Origin of the sequence: Salinicoccus siamensis (assembly GCF_042429615.1) — a bacterium.
GTDB lineage: Bacteria > Bacillota > Bacilli > Staphylococcales > Salinicoccaceae > Salinicoccus > Salinicoccus siamensis.
In genome coordinates this window covers 289,336-305,759 of sequence record NZ_JBHMAH010000004.1, presented here as the reverse complement: position 1 = coordinate 305,759, position 16,424 = coordinate 289,336, and the positions used below count along the sequence as shown (strand labels likewise).

Genomic DNA, 16,424 nt, shown 5'->3' with positions numbered 1-16,424 from the left:
TCGTATCTGTATAATAATGGCTGAGGGGAGGGAATATGGTGGAGTTCGATGAAATATTCAAAAAAGAATCAAGTAAAATGATAACGCTTTCAATATGCAGGGCTGGGGACATCACAGTGCTGAAACCAGTCATCAAACTTATTGAAAGCCATGATATCAGATGTCACCTCATTGACGACCGTCCGAAATTAGAATGCCTACTGGATTCTATGGGGCAGACGGAACTGCTTGAGAGCAACCTCTTCATCCATCATATCACGGATGATGAAGAAGCGGCCCATAGTGCCTTACGGCTCATCGCCCAAGGTAAAGCCGATATATTGGTAAAAGGTATGGTACCGACCGCAACACTTCTTAGGGAAGTATTAAAAAAAGAGCATGGGGTGGTCGAATCGACCATGCTGAGCCATGTCGCCCTGTTTGAACCGCCGAATTACCATAAAGCTTTATTGCTCAGTGATGCCGCAATGAATATTGCGCCAGATCTAGAACAAAAGAAACAGATCATCAACAATACAGCTGAAGCAGCCCAAATGCTTGGCATCAGCAAACCTAAAGTCGCGCTGTTGTCAGCTGTCGAGAAAGTGACGGATAAGATGCCATCGACCGTAGATGCACACGCGTTGGTCGAAATGGGAACTCAGGACTTCAAATATGATATTATAATGGAAGGGCCACTTCAATATGATCTGGCAATTTCTAAAAAAGCTGCAGCTCAAAAAGAGGTGCAATCCGAGGTGGCGGGCGATGCCGACATACTGATTGCCCCCAATATAGAAGCTGGGAACATCCTCTACAAGTCACTGGTGTATTCAGCTGGTGCCAGGGTCGCTTCCGTATTGACCGGGGCCCGGGTCCCGATCGTCCTTACATCACGTGCCGATAGCCCTGAAGATAGATTCAATTCCATCAATCTGGCAATGGCACTATCAAAATAATTAAATGGAGTGGTAAAAATGATATTCGAAAAAATGGAACAGTACGATTATGAGCAACTGGTTTTCTGTCACGATGAAACAAGCGGTTTGAAGGCAATCATCTGCATCCACGACACAACACTTGGTCCAGCACTCGGCGGGTGCCGTATGTGGAACTACGACACCGAAGAAGAAGCAATAGAAGATGTACTCCGTTTGGCTAAAGGCATGACGTATAAAAATGCAGCAGCCGGCCTTGATCTCGGGGGCGGTAAGACAGCTATCATAGGAGATGCTTCCAAAGACAAATCAGAAGCCTTCTTCAGAGCGTTGGGCCGTTACATACAGAGCCTTGGAGGCAGATACATCACAGCAGAAGACGTTGGCACAACTGTAAGCGATATGGACCTCATCTATCAGGAGACGCCTTATGTCTGCGGAGTGAGCGAATCATACGGCTCAAGTGGTAACCCAAGCCCCATGACGGCTCTTGGCGTCTATATGGCAATGAAACGTACAGCGAAAGAAGCTTTTGGCGACGATTCCCTGAGCGGAAAAACTGTAGCTGTACAAGGTGTGGGCAACGTTTCCTATGGCCTCTGCAAACACCTTCATGAAGAAGGTGCCAAACTGATCGTCACAGATATCAATGAAGATGCCGTAAATCGTGCCGTCACTGATTTCGGCGCGGAAGCAGTAGGAATAGATGACATCTACTCTGTCGATGCAGACATCTTCGCACCTTGTGCGCTCGGCGGCATACTGAACGACGATACGATCCCTGAATTGAAAGTGGCAGCTGTTTGCGGCAGTGCCAATAACCAGCTTCTTGATGATGATAAACACGGCCGTATGCTGGAAGAAAGAGGCATCATATATGCGCCTGACTATGTTACAAACTGCGGCGGCGTGATCACAGTAGCGGATGAGCTTCAGGGCTATAATGCAGAACGTGCCGAAAGTAAAGTGAGGGGCATATACGACCAGATGGATAAAATCTTCTCCATTGCAAAGCGCGACAATGTGACGCCGGCAGTTGCAGCGGATCGTTTGGCAGAAGAAAGGATCAAGAGCATGATGCATGTCAAAAGTACTTTCTCCCTAAACGAAATGACGCCTCTCAGCAGGAGGTAACCCTTTTGACATATAAAATCCTGGTGCTCAACCTTGGGAGCACATCAACCAAAGTGGCCATCTATGAAGACGACAGGCCACTTGCTTCCGATACATTGAAGCACCCGACTGAAGAAACCGTCAAACCTTTAGCCGATCAGACCGAATTCCGACTTGAAGCGGTCCGCACCTTTCTTAGGGCACAACGTGTAGCACCAGAGGAAATTGATATCGTCAGTGCCAGAGGCGGACTCCTCAAACCGATTTCAGGCGGAACCTATAACATTTCACAGAAGATGATCGATGATTTGAGGGAAAACAGATATGGCAGGCACGCTTCTAACCTGAGTGCACTGATTGCCGATCGCTTTAGGGAGAAGTACGGCTGCAAAGCCGTGATCACAGACCCTGTGGTAGTGGATGAGCTGGTTGAGGAGGTGCGTATGACCGGCCTTAAGGAAATCAGGCGCAAGTCGATTTTCCATGCACTGAACCAAAAGGCTGTAGCGCGCAAGTACGCGCATTCCATAGGCCGGGATTACGAAGATATCAACGTCATCGTATGTCATATGGGCGGTGGTATTACAGTAGGCGCCCACGCCCACGGACGGGTAATCGATGTGAATGACGGACTGGCAGGGGAAGGCCCGATGAGTCCGACACGAACTGGCACTCTGCCGAACGGCAGTCTGGCCAGATTTATGGAGGATAACGCCATGGATTATGACGCGGTCGTGGAAACATTGACCAAATCGGGCGGTTTCGTCTCATTGGCCGGAACGCAGGACGCTCTGGAGCTTGAGAATATGGCGCTAGACGGTGATGAAAAGGCAATCGCCATATACCAGGCATTAGCCGTTCAAATCGCTAAAGAAATTGGCTCACGGGCTGCCATACTGAAAGGCGAGGTCGAACAGATCATATTCACCGGCGGTTTGGCGTACAGCACTTATCTCATTGATCTCATAAGGCCATATATTGCGTTCATCGCGCCGGATACTACTTATCCCGGCGAGGAAGAAATGCAGGCGCTTGCAGAAGGTGGCTACCGCGTGTTGAGCGGAGAAGAGGAAATGAAGGTATATGAATAGGAGGAAAACGAATGGCCCATGAATACGACCTAGTTATACTTGGTGGCGGTACTGCAGGCTATGTTGCAGCGATCAAAGCCAGCCAACTGGGGTTGAAGACTGCACTTGTCGAAAAGGAGAAATTGGGTGGCACATGCCTCCATAAAGGCTGCATACCTACTAAAAGCCTCCTGCAGTCAGCGGGAATCGCAAACGCCATGAAAAATGCCGGCACTTTTGGCATAGAATCGGTAACACCTGCAGTCAATATGGCTAAAGTGCAGGAACGCAAAACCACTGTCGTCGACCAAATGTATAACGGTGTAAAACACCTTATGAAAAAACATGCCATTGATGTCTATAACGGTTATGGACGCATATTGGGACCTTCCATCTTCTCACCGATGGCGGGGACAATTGCAGTAGAGTACCCAGAAGATGAAGAGCGAGAAAGCGACATACTCATAAATCAACATGTATTGATTGCGACAGGTTCGTATCCACGCCCACTGCCGATTCTTCCCTTTGATGGTGAAGTCGTGCTTTCGAGTGACGATATGATGACCCTAGAGAGTATCCCTGATAAAATGGCAATCATCGGGGGCGGCGTCATCGGGCTTGAATTTGCAAGTTTGATGAATGACCTTGGTACTGCCGTAACGGTAATTGAAGCGGGGGATCAGATCATTCCCCTAGAAGAGGCAGATATCGCCAAACAGCTGAGACAATCCCTAGAGGCCAGAGGCATCATATTCAAGACTGGTCATGCGCTGGATGAATCAGACATAGAAGTAGGTGAGAAGTCCGTCAGCCTTGCCATCGGTGACGACGAACCAAGCATCTTTGATAAAGTGCTTGTGGCAATCGGCAGGGCACCTAATTCTGCTGATATCGGGTTAAACAATACCAAAATCAAACTTGATGGCGGCTACTTGAATGTTAACGAGAACTACCAGACTGAGGATAAGCACATTTATGCAGTCGGTGATGCCATCGGCAACCTTCAACTGGCGCACGTAGCAACCAAAGAGGCGATTAATGCCGTCCTGCATATGGCAGATAATAAGCCTTATCCAGTGGATTACAACGCTGTACCAAGATGTATATATACCTCGCCTGAAGTCGCCTCTATCGGTATGACCGAAGCTACATTAAAATCAGAAGGCATCTCCTACAATGTTCATAAAGTTCCGTTCGCCGCCATCGGCAAGGCAGTCATCAATAATGGCTCAAAAGGATTTGGCAAGATTCTCACGGATCCAGAGTCAAAGGATATTCTGGGCATCTCGTTAATCGGCCCGGAAGCGACCGAACTCATAAATGAAGCGGCACTCGCCAAATTCCTTGATGCTTCTGCGCTGGAGCTCGGTTCAGCCATTCATGCGCACCCTTCCATCGGCGAAGCGCTGATGGAATTGGGGCTCAGTGCCGAAGGACAGGCCATCCATGTATAAGGAGGAGATTTATCGTGTTGGATTATAGAGAAGCGGGGCTCGCCCCCGATGATTTAAAGGAAATGTATAGGACCATGCACCTTGCAAGAAGGCTGGATGAAAGGATGTGGCTTTTGAACCGTGCGGGGAAACTGCCTTTCGTCATTTCATGCCAAGGTCAGGAAGCGACTCAAGTAGGGGCAGGGTATGCGCTCGATACAGCAGTTGATGTAATCAGCCCCTATTACAGGGACCTCGCTCTCGTGACGCATTTCGGCATGACGGCTGAAGAGACCATGCTTTTTGCTTTTGCAAAAAAAGGTGATGTTTCAAGTGGCGGCAAACAGATGCCTTCACACTTCAGTAAGAAAAGTAATAACATCATGACCCAGGGTTCCTGTGTTGCGACCCAGGTCCTTCACGCAGTCGGTGCCAGCTTCAAGTTCAAGATGGACGATGAAAAGCGCGTTGCTCTGACGACACTCGGCGAAGGGTCATCGAACCAGGGCGACTTCCACGAAGGGTTAAACTTTGTAGGCGTACATAACCTGCCATTTATATGCATCATAGAAAATAATAAATACGCCATAAGTGTACCGGTGGAGCTTCAATATGGTGCAGACAAGTTGTCCGATCGTGCAATTGGATATGGAATGCACGGAGAGCATATAGACGGGAATGATCCGATTGCCGTCTATAAGGCAGTCAAAGAGGCTAGGGAGCGCGCAATGAATGGCGAAGGCGGCACTCTTATAGAGGCAATGTCCACGCGGCTGACTGCTCATTCCTCTGATGACGACGACAGCTACAGGGAAAAAGGTGAGCTGAAGGAAGAGGATTGCCTCATGCGATTTAAAGCCTATATCAAAGAGCATGAAGTTGCGGATGATGAGTGGTTTGAGACTCTCGAGGCCGAAGTTAAAAAAATCGTCACTGATGCGACCAAGGCTGCAGAAAACGCACCTTATCCGGATGCCAGGGAAGCGCTGACGCATGTATATGAGGAGGTAAACAATGGCTAAGACATCCTATCTGCAAGCAATACATCAGGCACTGGATTATGAGATGGGAAAAGACGATAGTGTATTTGTACTGGGGGAGGATGTCGGCAAAAAGGGCGGTGTCTTCAAAGTTACTGAAGGTCTCCAGGAAAAGTATGGAGAAATGCGCTGTCTCGACACACCTCTTGCAGAATCCAACATTGTCGGCACAAGCATTGGCGCAGCAATGATGGGTAAGAGACCGGTTGCTGAAATACAATTCGCAGAATACATTCTGCCTGCGACAAACCAGATTTTAAACGAAGCGGCGAAAATCAGATACCGTTCCAACAACGACTGGAATTGCCCGATGGTGATACGTTCTCCTTTCGGCGGTGGGATCCATGGCGCCCTTTACCATTCGCAGTCGATAGAAACGATCTTCACCTCGACACCGGGGTTGAAGGTGGTCGTCCCATCCACTCCTTCCGACGCTAAAGGACTGCTCATTTCCGCAATCCGCGATAATGATCCGGTGCTCTTCTTCGAGCATAAGAAGGCATACCGCCTCCTTAAAGAAGATGTTCCTGAAGGCGAATATACTGTGCCGATCGGCAAAGCTGATGTCAAGCGTGAAGGCGACGACATTACAGTCATAACTTATGGCCTGTGCGTCAATTATGCCATGCAGGCTGCTGAGAGACTTTCCAAGAAGGGTTATGAAACAGAGATTCTGGACTTGCGCACCATCTATCCGCTGGACAAGGAAAGCATTATAGAAGCCGCATCCAAAACAGGTAAAGTACTTCTGGTGACCGAGGATAACCTCGAAGGTAGCGTGATGAGCGAGGTATCAGCCATTGTAGGAGAGAACTGCCTGTATGATCTCGATGCTCCGATAATGCGTCTGGCAGGACCAGATGTCCCGGCAATGCCATATTCTCCGCCGATGGAAGATTTTTTCATGATCAACCCGGACAAGATAGAAGCAAAAATGATGGAACTTGCCGAACACTAAGGAGGAAAAGAGTAATGGAAAAGGTGCTTATGCCAAAGCTTGGTGAGAGTGTCACTGAAGGAACGATAGAAAGGTGGCTGGTGAAACCGGGCGATAAAATAGAAGAATACGAGCCTTTGTGTGAAGTCATAACCGACAAAGTCACCGCTGAGGTCCCCTCTGTATTTGACGGTACAATCAAAGAATTGCTGGTTGACGAGGGAGATACTGTCGAGGTAGGCACGCCCATCTGCATGATGGAGACGGAAGGGGATTCAAATGCAGAACCCGTTTCAGAGTCTGAGGAGTCAAGCGTAGAGACGGTGGATGAGAATCCCAAAGAAGAAAAAAACACAAAAACTAAGGGGCAGAAGATGCGTATTTCTCCTGTAGTCATGCGCTTAGCCGAAGAGAATGATATCGACCTTAAAACGGTTGAAGGCACTGGGTTTGAAGGTCGGATTACAAAGAAAGATATTATGGCTGCGATAGAATCCGGCAGCACTGCCCCAGTGGAGTCTAAACAAGAAGAACATAAAGAGGCCGATTCTCCAAGTCGCCCTGAACCTGTGGCGCCTGCAGAAGCTTCTACGACTCCAGGTGAAGAGATTCCGGTAACGGGAGTACGCAAAGCAATCGCCAATAAGATGGTCCAATCCAGTCAGGAGATTCCACATGCCTGGCTGATGATGGAAGTCGATGCGACCAATTTAGTCAATGTCAGAAACAAGCATAAGAATGCCTTTAAAGAAAGTGAAGGGTATAATCTGACGTTCTTCAGCTTTTTTGTTAAAGCTGTGGCTGAAACCTTGAAAGAGTATCCAATGCTCAACAGTTCATGGCAAGATGATAAGATCGTCGTCAATAAGGATATCAATATTTCCATTGCTGTCGCAGGAGATGATAAGTTGTATGTTCCAGTAATCAAGAATGCTGACGATCTATCAATCAAAGGGATAGCAAAGCAGGTGAGCGAGCTCGCCTCTCTCGGCCGTAGGCATGCACTGACCCAAGACCATATGAAGAACGGCACCTTTACTGTCAACAACACTGGCGCATTCGGATCGGTCCAATCAATGGGAATCATCAATCATCCCCAAGCAGCCATACTGCAAGTGGAATCAATCGTCAAGAAGCCTGTGATCATAGACGATATGATTGCAGTAAGGGACATGGTCAACCTCTGCCTATCCATTGATCACCGCATATTGGATGGCCTTGTGGCGGGACAATTCCTGAAAGCAGTCAAACAGCGTATTGAAGCCTATTCCATTGAACATACTTCAGTCTATTAAGCTTTACAAAAAGAGTGATTGAATATAGAATTGAGTCATCAAATCCTTTGCATATGCTTTGGATCATAAGGACTGGAAGAAGGGATTTTTGCAATGAATATGGATTTCAACATGTACATGAATGATATTGTCACTACTGCAAGAAGCGAAATGAGGGAAGCGGGTTATACTGAAATGACGACACCCGAAGAAGTGGATGAGCATCTTCTTAAGGAAGGGACGGCTCTGGTGATGGTCAATTCAGTCTGTGGTTGTGCCGGCGGAATTGCACGTCCGGCAGCAAAGCATGCACTCAACTATGATAAGCTTCCTGACCAACTGCTTACGGTCTTTGCCGGCCAGGATAAGGAAGCCACTGAGCATGTCAGGGAAAAGGCACCGGATTTCCTGCCTTCTTCACCATCATTCGCACTCTTTAAGGACGGAAAGATTGTAGATATGATAGAGCGCCATAACATTGAAGGCCATGAAACCATGAGTGTAATCATGGATCTGCAGGCTTGGTTTGAGGAGCATGGCAAAGATATCTAATCAAATTAAAGAGGTCCCGAGGGACCTCTTTAATTTGATTAGATCGCAGTGAGCATGCTGATGCCGAAAAGGACACCAGAAATCACTATCAGAAAGATCATAAACCAGATTACTACTCTCTGCATTTTCTTATTTTGCATGGAATCATCCTTAATTCTTTACTCATTACATTATAATACACTGAACATCTACAATCAACTCAGTAACAGGAGGCACACACAATGAATCAAGAAAGATTGACTTCGCAATTCATGGAAATGGTTCAAATCGATTCCGAAACTGGAGAAGAGAGGGAAATTGCAGATTATCTGCTGAACACCTTCAGGGAAATGGGCGTTGAAGCAAAAGAAGACGATACCCAAAAGAATACGGGATATGGGGCAGGAAACATCCTTGTGAGGATGGCCGGCAACACTGGAGCAGAGCCACTTTATTTCACGGTTCATATGGATACGGTGGCACCCGGAAAAAATATTAAACCAGCCATCGAAGATGGTTATATCGTAAGCGATGGGACTACTATACTTGGTGCAGATGACAAGGCCGGAATTGCAGCCATCATAGAATCCATCCGCACAATCAAGGAGTCTGAAATCCCACATGGCGATGTTGAATTTGTAATTACAGTCGGGGAAGAATCTGGCTTGGTGGGCGCCAAGGCATTTGACGCCTCGCGTTTGAAAAGTCGTTTTGGTTATGCCATAGACTCTACAGGCAAAGTCGGCACTGTAGTGACTACGGCACCAACACAGAGTAAGATTGAAGTGAATATCCATGGTAAGAAAGCACATGCAGGTGTGGCACCTGAAGAGGGCGTTAGTGCCATAAACATTGCCGCCAAGGCTATCAGCCAGATGAAGCTCGGCCGCATCGATTCTGAAACCACAGCGAATATCGGTCGATTTGAAGGCGGTGGCGCAACCAACGTGGTCACAGATCACGTCTACCTTCTGGCAGAGGCGCGCAGCCTTGATGCCGATAAGATGGAAAAACAAGTGGCGCATATGAAGGACGTATTTGAAACAACTGCATCAGAGATGGGCGGGCATGCAGAAATCAAGCCCGAGGTCATGTATGCTGCATTGGATGCCGGGAAAGAGTCTGAAGTAGTGACCACAGCTGTCAAAGCCATCGAAAACATTGGCAGGACACCTGATTTAATCAGCCTCGGGGGCGGCAGTGATGGCAACATCTTCGCCGGACATGGAATAGATACAGTAATACTCGGCGTCGGATATGAAAACATCCACACTACCGAGGAACGCATCCCGGTCGAAGAACTCGTCAAGGTCGCTGAACTCGTTACAGGCATCATCAAAGTCCAAAGTGATAAGGAGTAGCATATATGCTGTATGATATCGGCGTGGTCGGCTTGGGGGTTATGGGCGCAAACATCTCCAAGAATATGGCCCGGAATGAATTTGATGTTACTACATTCGACTTTTACGAAGATGTGAGGAAAAACAGGATCTTGGAACTGAAGGAAGAAGGAGTATCAGTTTCTTCCTCCCTGGAATCCTTTGTAAAGAGCCTTAAAAAACCTCGCAACATATTGCTTCTTGTTAAGGCAGGTGAAGTGACCGATAAGACCATCTCACAAATAGCCCCCTTGCTGGAAGAGGGGGATACGCTGATAGATGGTGGTAATGAACAGTATGAGAATACACAGCGCCGCAACGGCCATTTGACGGCGTTGGGCATCAATTTCATTGGCATGGGCGTCAGTGGGGGAGAAGAAGGTGCCTTGAATGGTCCTTCTTTAATGCCGGGCGGCCAAAAATCAGCCTATGACAATGTTAAAGATATACTGGAAAAAATTTCAGCCAAGGCGGACGATGGTAAGCCCTGTGTCACCTATATCGGCAATGATGGTAGCGGTCACTATGTCAAGATGATCCATAACGGCATAGAATACGCCGATATGGAACTCATTTCAGAGAGCTACTATTTCATGAAGCATGGCCTCCGCATGAGCAATAAAGAGATGAGTGAAGTGTTCGACGAATGGAATCAAGGTGATTTGAACAGTTATCTGATTGAAATCACTGCACGCATCCTTGAATTCAAGAATGAGGACGGTGAATATATCATTGACCTCATCTTGGATAAGGCCGGGCAAAAAGGCACGGGCAAATGGACTGGTATAGAAGGTCTGAAACTGGGCATCCCGCTTTCCATCATTACTGACAGTGTATTCTCAAGATGCCTCTCAAGTCTGATTGATGAGCGTGCGCAGATCAATCAGGCGTATGATGCCGAAATGGGAGCGCTCCCGCAAGAAGACAAGAATGAAATCCTTGAAGACTTGAAAAATGCCTTATATATAAGTAAACTGATGAGCTATTCACAAGGTTTCCGCCTATTGAAAGAAGCAAGCGACATCTACGAATGGAATCTGCAGTTGGGAGAGATCTCCATGATCTGGAGAGCCGGATGCATCATCCGGGCCCACTTCCTTGAAGAGATCAATAGAGCATATGAAAAAGACCCTGAACTCGATAATCTGCTTCTTGATGACTATTTCAAATCCGTGGTAAAGAAAGCACATCCTAGTCTAAGGCGCATTGCCATCAAGGCGATCGAAAATGAAATTCCAGTGCCTGGTTTCTTGAGTGCACTCTCTTACTTTGACAGCATGAAGCAAAAGCGTGTGTCCAGCAATATGATTCAAGCCCAACGTGATTACTTTGGTGCACACACCTATGAAAGAATCGATAAGCCAGGCGCTTTCCATACCGACTGGCAACAGTAAAAAAACGCAGTGTGAGGTTGATTGAAATCAACTTCACACTGCGTTTTCATTAATCAGATAAACGTTGCCATACTTGTACTTTGCTGTTTTCAGAGAAGAACAGACTTCTACTTTTGATCAACTCCATGGAATAGGCACAATTCAGCTCGCGCTCTTCCTTGAATCGCCACCTACGGAATATATAGCGATAGATGTCTTCACTGACGACTTCCGGATTCCCTTCCGACTCGAAGATCACATAATCGCCGGATTCCGTATAAGTCTCTTCAAATGGTGCAGGGGAGTAGGAGGAAACGCCAATCATCAATTCCATCTTACCCCCTATATACCTCTCAAGAAGTACGATGCCTTTAATATGGCCGTCATTATACTTGAGGAGTTCCTCGAGCACATGATTATCTTCGAGGTATGACAAAAAATCATACTTCATCAAAGTACTGTAATGATCTACCGAAAAGCGGCGGACGGCACCTATGATTCTGAACCCTTCAATATACTTCTCCGTGGAACGGTATTTTGGCCGTTCGACCGGAACCACTTCAAAGGATATGCGTTCCGTAAGATCCAGTGTGTGAAAATACTTTTCAGTCTCGTAGGGCGAAATCCCAAACGCTTCCCGATATGTTTTCTTGAACTGCTCGATGTCATGAAAACCATACTGCTTGGATATATCGATCAGTCGTCTATGTCCTGCCTCCAATTCATATGCAATCTCCGTCATTTTGCGCCTCATCTGATACTCGTAGGGGCTGAACCCGACCAATGAGGAAAAGATTGTGATGAATGATTTCGGTTCTACGGACATATCAAGGAGCACTTCATCATAATCTATATTCTCCCTGATATGGTCTTCTATATATATAATGAACCTCTCTACAAAATTTACTGTTTGCATATTAACCTCACTTCATTTCTATACATTCCACCATTTGAACCCATCTTTCGAGAGGAGCAGATTGCTTTTGACAGGCCCGTCGGAGCCCGCCCTGTAGTTTGGAAACGGAGCGATGTCGGTCTCCCATACCTGGTTGATCGAATCTACGAATTGCCAGGCATTCATCAATTCTTCATAGTGGGTAAAGTTTGCTGCGTCCCCGTTCAGACAGTCATATATCAGATTCTCATACGCATCTACTGTACGCGCAAGGTCTTTATTATCGATTGCATAGGAGAGTTTAATTTCCTTTGTATCCTTTTCACTGCCATGGTCTTTGACGTTAAGCTGCAAAGAGATGCTTTCGTCAGGCTGAATGCGTAAAATGAGAAGATTTTTAGAGAGTATATCGTCCTGCTCGTTTTGATAATACAGATTCTTTGGCACTTCTTTAAATTCCACAACGATTTTCGTCTCCTTATTCCTCATCCTCTTACCGGTACGGATATAGAAAGGAACGCCTGCCCATCTGAAGTTATCTATAAAGAGGCGGGCGGCAATGAAAGTCGGGGTGTTGGAGGTTTCGCTGACATCTTCTTCATCCCTGTATTTGCAGACATACTCACCATCTACTGTCCCTTCATCATATTGACCGCGTACAAAATGATTCTTTACATCCTTCTTATCTATTTTTCTAATGCTCTTCAGAACTTTAATCTTTTCATCGCGGATATCATCACTGCTTAAACTGATCGGTGGTTCCATGCCAAGCAGTGAGACGATCTGAAGCATATGGTTTTGGAACATATCCCGGACTGCGCCGCTTCTTTCGTAATACTCCCCGCGGTCAAGTACACCCAAGGATTCAGAAGAAGTGATTTGGATATTTGAGATGTAGTGGTTGTTCCACAATGGTTCGAACAAACTATTGCTGAAACGGATGACTTCAATATTCTGAACCATCTCTTTCCCCAAATAGTGATCTATTCTGTATATTTCATGCTCTTCAAATGTTTTGGAGATGTCCTGGTTCAATCTATAGGCACTTTCATAATCCCTGCCAAATGGCTTTTCGATTATCAGTTTCTTATAACCCTTGGTCTCTGTGACACCTGAACGCCGGAGATTATCCGTAATGACCGTAAAGAATTGAGGGGGCATCGCCAAATAGAACAATCTGTTCCCTTCCGTGTCGACTGATGACTCGACACTCTCAAATTTATCCTTCAATGTCGAATAGCTGTCGACATCGGTGATGTCTACCTGCACATAATGAATGCAGCTCAAAAAGGAGTCCAGCCCCTCAAGGCTTTCCAGCTTTTCGTTATCTTGCAGGGAAGTGCGGGCCACTTCCCTGAAGTCTTCATCATTCATATCTTTACGTCCTATCGCCAATATGGCGAAATCATGTGTCAATGAGCCTTCCTGGAACAGATGGAACATGGATGGCAGAAGTTTTCTTCTTGAGAGGTCCCCTGTGGCGCCAAACAATGCGATGGATGCTTTAAATGATTGGGTCATATGCAAACAAGTCCTTTTATCAAAAATTTTCTTATATTATTATTCCACTGTATTCTGAAAAACACAACTCCATAACTATGATATAATGAACCAACATTTAATGATAGGTGATTGCATGAAATTTAAAATACTCGGCTCCGGTGCGGGCATACCTTCGAAATCAAGAAATACCCAAAGCTATATATTGGATGTGGTCGAGGAGCTCAACCAATATTTCCTCATTGATGCTTCTGAAGCACTACAGCATCGCATCATGAGCACAACGATAAGACCGGCTAAAATCAAGCACATCTTCATCACCCACCTCCATGGTGATCATATCTTCGGTCTGCCGGGGTTTCTCTCTTCCCGTGCCCACCAAGGCGGGGAAGGGGTGCCTTTATATATCTATGCACCTGCCGGCTTGAAGGAGTGGGTGGAGCTGACCTTAAGGACAAGCGCTTCACATCTGAACTATCCGGTTCACTATATAGAGGTTGCACATAATATGGAGTTTGACGCAGATGGCTTCAAGGTGAAATCCTATCTGCTGGACCACACTATTGAGAGCTATCTTTATGTATTCATTGAACCAGACAAGCCAGGTGCCCTAAAAGATGAAGAATTGAAGCGACTTGGCATACAGCCTGGTCCCTTCTATAAAGAGATAAAACAGTCGGACACTTTCGAATTCGATGGACGGATATACAATACGTCAGAATTCATGAATCCCCCGACAGAAGGCAGGAAAGTGGCAGTCCATGGTGATACAAGGGTGGTCCAGCATCCGGATTACCTGGATTTGGTTGATGGATCAGACCTTATCGTCCATGAGGCAACATATCTCGATGGAGAAGGCGAAAAAGCACATCTTTACTACCATTCTGAAATGTCCGAGGTGCTAAAGAATTTTTCATCAATTTCATATGGAAAGCTGATTTTCAGCCATATCAGCAATCGTTATGACCAGGAGCAGATCAACAGCGTCAGCAGCACGCTGCCTGAAAATACGCTGTTGGCCTATGACTTCATGGAAATCACCATCCCACGTGATTCGCAATGAAGCTAGCGATTACCTGCCGATATTTTTCAGGATTGCGATTGAAACTTTCAACGTGACCGCCCCGTTCGGGATACCAAGCCGCCTTAGGCGGCTTTTTTCTTTTATACAGTTCTTTTGTATGCGTATATGGGATGAATTTATCAGGCTTCGAATGGATGAAGAGTATCGGCTGCCTGATGTTGTCCACCACCCGGTATGGGGAAACTTTAAAGAGTGAGAATCGGCTTCTCAGGCGGAAGAATATATTTGTGAATATAAGCACTAGAGGCGATCCGATTTTTGTATATTGGCTGAAGATGTGGGTCAGTTCATCTCCAAAAGTGGAGAATGAAGCATCCGATATATAGAATTCGGCGCGGTTCGATAATTCACCTGCATAGAGCAGCATGGTGGCCGCTCCCATAGATTCTCCATGCACACCCACCTGGATATCAGGTCCGTAGTGGTCAAAAAGGTATTCTATCACTGTCTCTAGATCATATTTTTCGTAGAAGCCGTAAGTGGAATGAAGTCCACCTGTGTTCCCATGACGCCTCGCATCGTAGATGACACAATTGTATCCCATTTCTGTGAACATATTGAGGTATTTTATGGAACTTATTTTATTCTCCGTGACCCCGTGGCACAGGACCATCCATTTATTCGTTTCGTTAGGGTGGGTGAAGATGGCATTGATGCTGTAGTCGAATTTAGAAGATATGAGGACATCATCTTGCGGCAACTTTTTGAATTCGTCCATATCGAGCCTCTTAGCGCGCGTTTCCCTGCGTTTGATGATCTCGACGTCCCGTAGTTTAAAGAAAAGGATCTGGCTCGAGGCGTAATAGCCAAGTGAGATAAGTAATACGAGAAGGGAGCCTGATAGACCGGCTCCCCATTTTAAGAAACTCCTCATGCCCGATGCTTCTCATATTTGATTATTTTCACCGCATCGAGAACTGCCTTGTATTCTTCCTGTGACAGGTCTGGCATTTTATTGTAGCTTTCAATATTCGACTTCAGCTGTTTCAGGCTGCTCACCCCATTGACTATGACAGCTTCATTATATTTGAGGAACGCATAGGACAATGCGGTTAGATCTTCATCCACTTCACTCAGACGTTCCAGGCTTTCTTTCAGATCTTCGTAGGAATAATCGAGGAATCCATCAGGGAATTTCTCTTCAATGACACTTCTCCAGCTGCTGCTGAGAGCGCCTTTCATGACTGGTCCGCGTGCCAGGATCGTAACATCTTCTTTAAGGGTGTTTGCAACTTCAAAAGGACGATTATCCAACGGGTTGAACTGCATCATGATTGTCGACATGTCGCTGTGGCGCAAGTAATAATCGATGACGTTCAACCGTATCGATGATATGCCGTAGCTTGTGATTACGCCTTCCTGCTTCAGATCGTCGAATGCACTGATGGTTTCTTCTTTATTATCTTCAATGGTCCCACCATGGAGTTGATATAGATCAATATGGTCTACTCCAAGACGGTGCATCGAGTCTTTTATGGCTGACTTGATATGCTTTGGCGTAGGGTTCCATCCTATTTTCTCCTGTGTCTTCTGATCGAATTCATTTCCTCCCTTTGATGCGATGGTGAAATCATAGGTAGAGCGGAAAGCATTCAGTATTTTACCCAATTCCTGTTCGTTTTTGCCGAACTGATAGAGGTCGGCAGTATCAAAATGGGTGATACCCGACTCCAATGCAAATTGAATGATCTTCTCCATCTCATTCTTATCGTTAAGTGGTAGATTCATACATCCCAAGGAAAACTCGGAAATGTGCAGTCCATCTTTTAAAGTTAGTTGTCGCATATGGTTCTCCCTCCATTGAATATATGATTTGATTATACCAATTCAGCCGCCCAAGTTGCACATATTTACTTTTATTCATACGTCTGAAAACTA

16 protein-coding genes are annotated in these 16,424 nt (G+C 46.2%); 11 read left to right on the top strand and 5 right to left on the bottom strand.

The annotated features are described in order from the left end of the window. Positions 1 to 35 precede the first annotated feature (35 nt). The 8 genes from ACFFLE_RS02235 to ACFFLE_RS02200 all read left to right on the top strand — a co-directional run bounded on the left by ACFFLE_RS02235 (position 36) and on the right by ACFFLE_RS02200 (position 8,336). The gene (locus tag ACFFLE_RS02235; RefSeq protein ID WP_380569542.1) at positions 36 to 938 is read left to right on the top strand and encodes a phosphate acyltransferase; all 903 of its coding nucleotides are present in this window, start codon (positions 36 to 38) and stop codon (positions 936 to 938) included. Positions 939 to 956: 18 nt separating this feature from the next. Further along, positions 957 to 2,051, top strand: coding sequence for a Leu/Phe/Val dehydrogenase (locus ACFFLE_RS02230; RefSeq protein WP_380569541.1), 1,095 nt, complete (start codon positions 957 to 959; stop codon positions 2,049 to 2,051). A gap of 5 nt (positions 2,052 to 2,056) precedes the next feature. After that, a complete protein-coding gene (gene buk / locus ACFFLE_RS02225; protein ID WP_380569540.1) occupies positions 2,057 to 3,121 on the top strand; it encodes a butyrate kinase in 1,065 nt (354 codons plus the stop codon). Positions 3,122 to 3,132: 11 nt separating this feature from the next. Then, positions 3,133 to 4,554, top strand: a complete 1,422-nt coding sequence (gene lpdA / locus ACFFLE_RS02220; RefSeq protein WP_380569539.1) for a dihydrolipoyl dehydrogenase — start codon at positions 3,133 to 3,135, stop codon at positions 4,552 to 4,554. Positions 4,555 to 4,568: 14 nt separating this feature from the next. Next, positions 4,569 to 5,555 carry a thiamine pyrophosphate-dependent dehydrogenase E1 component subunit alpha gene (locus tag ACFFLE_RS02215; RefSeq protein ID WP_380569538.1) on the top strand — a complete coding sequence of 329 codons (987 nt, stop codon included), beginning with the start codon at positions 4,569 to 4,571 and terminating at the stop codon, positions 5,553 to 5,555. Continuing rightward, complete coding sequence (locus ACFFLE_RS02210; RefSeq protein WP_380569537.1) at positions 5,548 to 6,531, top strand: alpha-ketoacid dehydrogenase subunit beta; 984 nt, start codon at positions 5,548 to 5,550, stop codon at positions 6,529 to 6,531. Before ACFFLE_RS02215 ends, ACFFLE_RS02210 begins: the two co-directional genes overlap by 8 nt. Positions 6,532 to 6,545: 14 nt before the next feature. Then, entirely contained in the window at positions 6,546 to 7,805 is a 1,260-nt protein-coding gene (locus ACFFLE_RS02205; protein ID WP_380569536.1) for a dihydrolipoamide acetyltransferase family protein, read from the top strand. A 93-nt stretch (positions 7,806 to 7,898) separates the two neighbouring features. Further along, positions 7,899 to 8,336, top strand: coding sequence for a BrxA/BrxB family bacilliredoxin (locus ACFFLE_RS02200; RefSeq protein ID WP_344702889.1), 438 nt, complete (start codon positions 7,899 to 7,901; stop codon positions 8,334 to 8,336). A gap of 38 nt (positions 8,337 to 8,374) precedes the next feature. On the opposite strand, the gene prli42 is transcribed toward ACFFLE_RS02200, so the two are convergent. Then, on the bottom strand, positions 8,375 to 8,476 hold the full coding sequence (prli42, locus tag ACFFLE_RS02195) for a stressosome-associated protein Prli42 (protein WP_344702891.1): 102 nt from the start codon (positions 8,474 to 8,476) through the stop codon (positions 8,375 to 8,377). Positions 8,477 to 8,557: 81 nt separating this feature from the next. On the opposite strand from prli42, the gene ACFFLE_RS02190 reads away from it, so the two are divergent. Both ACFFLE_RS02190 and gnd read left to right on the top strand, forming a co-directional pair. Further along, positions 8,558 to 9,676: a M20/M25/M40 family metallo-hydrolase gene (locus ACFFLE_RS02190; protein WP_380569535.1), complete on the top strand. Its 1,119-nt coding sequence runs from the start codon at positions 8,558 to 8,560 to the stop codon at positions 9,674 to 9,676. Positions 9,677 to 9,681: 5 nt separating this feature from the next. Further along, positions 9,682 to 11,088: an NADP-dependent phosphogluconate dehydrogenase gene (gene gnd / locus ACFFLE_RS02185; protein ID WP_380569534.1), complete on the top strand. Its 1,407-nt coding sequence runs from the start codon at positions 9,682 to 9,684 to the stop codon at positions 11,086 to 11,088. Positions 11,089 to 11,137: 49 nt separating this feature from the next. Here gnd and ACFFLE_RS02180 read toward each other — a convergent pair whose 3' ends face one another. Together ACFFLE_RS02180 and zwf are read right to left on the bottom strand one after the other, a co-directional pair. Continuing rightward, positions 11,138 to 11,983 (bottom strand): helix-turn-helix domain-containing protein, encoded by an 846-nt coding sequence (locus ACFFLE_RS02180; protein WP_380569533.1) that lies wholly within the window; start codon positions 11,981 to 11,983, stop codon positions 11,138 to 11,140. Between the two features lie 18 nt (positions 11,984 to 12,001). Continuing rightward, a complete protein-coding gene (gene zwf / locus ACFFLE_RS02175) occupies positions 12,002 to 13,483 on the bottom strand; it encodes a glucose-6-phosphate dehydrogenase (protein WP_380569532.1) in 1,482 nt (493 codons plus the stop codon). A gap of 115 nt (positions 13,484 to 13,598) precedes the next feature. On the opposite strand from zwf, the gene ACFFLE_RS02170 reads away from it, so the two are divergent. Beyond that, the gene (locus tag ACFFLE_RS02170) at positions 13,599 to 14,525 is read left to right on the top strand and encodes an MBL fold metallo-hydrolase (RefSeq protein WP_380569531.1); all 927 of its coding nucleotides are present in this window, start codon (positions 13,599 to 13,601) and stop codon (positions 14,523 to 14,525) included. On the opposite strand, the gene ACFFLE_RS02165 is transcribed toward ACFFLE_RS02170, so the two are convergent. Further along, positions 14,500 to 15,420: an alpha/beta hydrolase gene (locus ACFFLE_RS02165; protein ID WP_380569530.1), complete on the bottom strand. Its 921-nt coding sequence runs from the start codon at positions 15,418 to 15,420 to the stop codon at positions 14,500 to 14,502. The genes ACFFLE_RS02170 and ACFFLE_RS02165 overlap by 26 nt on opposite strands. Then, on the bottom strand, positions 15,417 to 16,331 hold the full coding sequence (locus tag ACFFLE_RS02160) for an aldo/keto reductase (protein ID WP_380569529.1): 915 nt from the start codon (positions 16,329 to 16,331) through the stop codon (positions 15,417 to 15,419). The genes ACFFLE_RS02165 and ACFFLE_RS02160 overlap by 4 nt, the downstream gene beginning before the upstream one ends. Positions 16,332 to 16,424: the final 93 nt, after the last annotated feature.

Bases quoted from the DNA above. Each gene is read 5' to 3' on its own strand.
- ACFFLE_RS02235 (WP_380569542.1), top strand. From the start codon at position 36: ATGGTGGAGTTCGATGAAATATTCAAAAAAGAATCAAGTAAAATGATA.
- ACFFLE_RS02230 (WP_380569541.1), top strand. From the start codon at position 957: ATGATATTCGAAAAAATGGAACAGTACGATTATGAGCAACTGGTTTTC.
- lpdA (WP_380569539.1), top strand. From the start codon at position 3,133: ATGGCCCATGAATACGACCTAGTTATACTTGGTGGCGGTACTGCAGGC.
- ACFFLE_RS02210 (WP_380569537.1), top strand. From the start codon at position 5,548: ATGGCTAAGACATCCTATCTGCAAGCAATACATCAGGCACTGGATTAT.
- ACFFLE_RS02205 (WP_380569536.1), top strand. From the start codon at position 6,546: ATGGAAAAGGTGCTTATGCCAAAGCTTGGTGAGAGTGTCACTGAAGGA.
- ACFFLE_RS02200 (WP_344702889.1), top strand. From the start codon at position 7,899: ATGAATATGGATTTCAACATGTACATGAATGATATTGTCACTACTGCA.
- prli42 (WP_344702891.1), bottom strand. From the start codon at position 8,476: ATGCAAAATAAGAAAATGCAGAGAGTAGTAATCTGGTTTATGATCTTT.
- ACFFLE_RS02190 (WP_380569535.1), top strand. From the start codon at position 8,558: ATGAATCAAGAAAGATTGACTTCGCAATTCATGGAAATGGTTCAAATC.
- gnd (WP_380569534.1), top strand. From the start codon at position 9,682: ATGCTGTATGATATCGGCGTGGTCGGCTTGGGGGTTATGGGCGCAAAC.
- ACFFLE_RS02180 (WP_380569533.1), bottom strand. From the start codon at position 11,983: ATGCAAACAGTAAATTTTGTAGAGAGGTTCATTATATATATAGAAGAC.
- zwf (WP_380569532.1), bottom strand. From the start codon at position 13,483: ATGACCCAATCATTTAAAGCATCCATCGCATTGTTTGGCGCCACAGGG.
- ACFFLE_RS02170 (WP_380569531.1), top strand. From the start codon at position 13,599: ATGAAATTTAAAATACTCGGCTCCGGTGCGGGCATACCTTCGAAATCA.
- ACFFLE_RS02165 (WP_380569530.1), bottom strand. From the start codon at position 15,420: ATGAGGAGTTTCTTAAAATGGGGAGCCGGTCTATCAGGCTCCCTTCTC.
- ACFFLE_RS02160 (WP_380569529.1), bottom strand. From the start codon at position 16,331: ATGCGACAACTAACTTTAAAAGATGGACTGCACATTTCCGAGTTTTCC.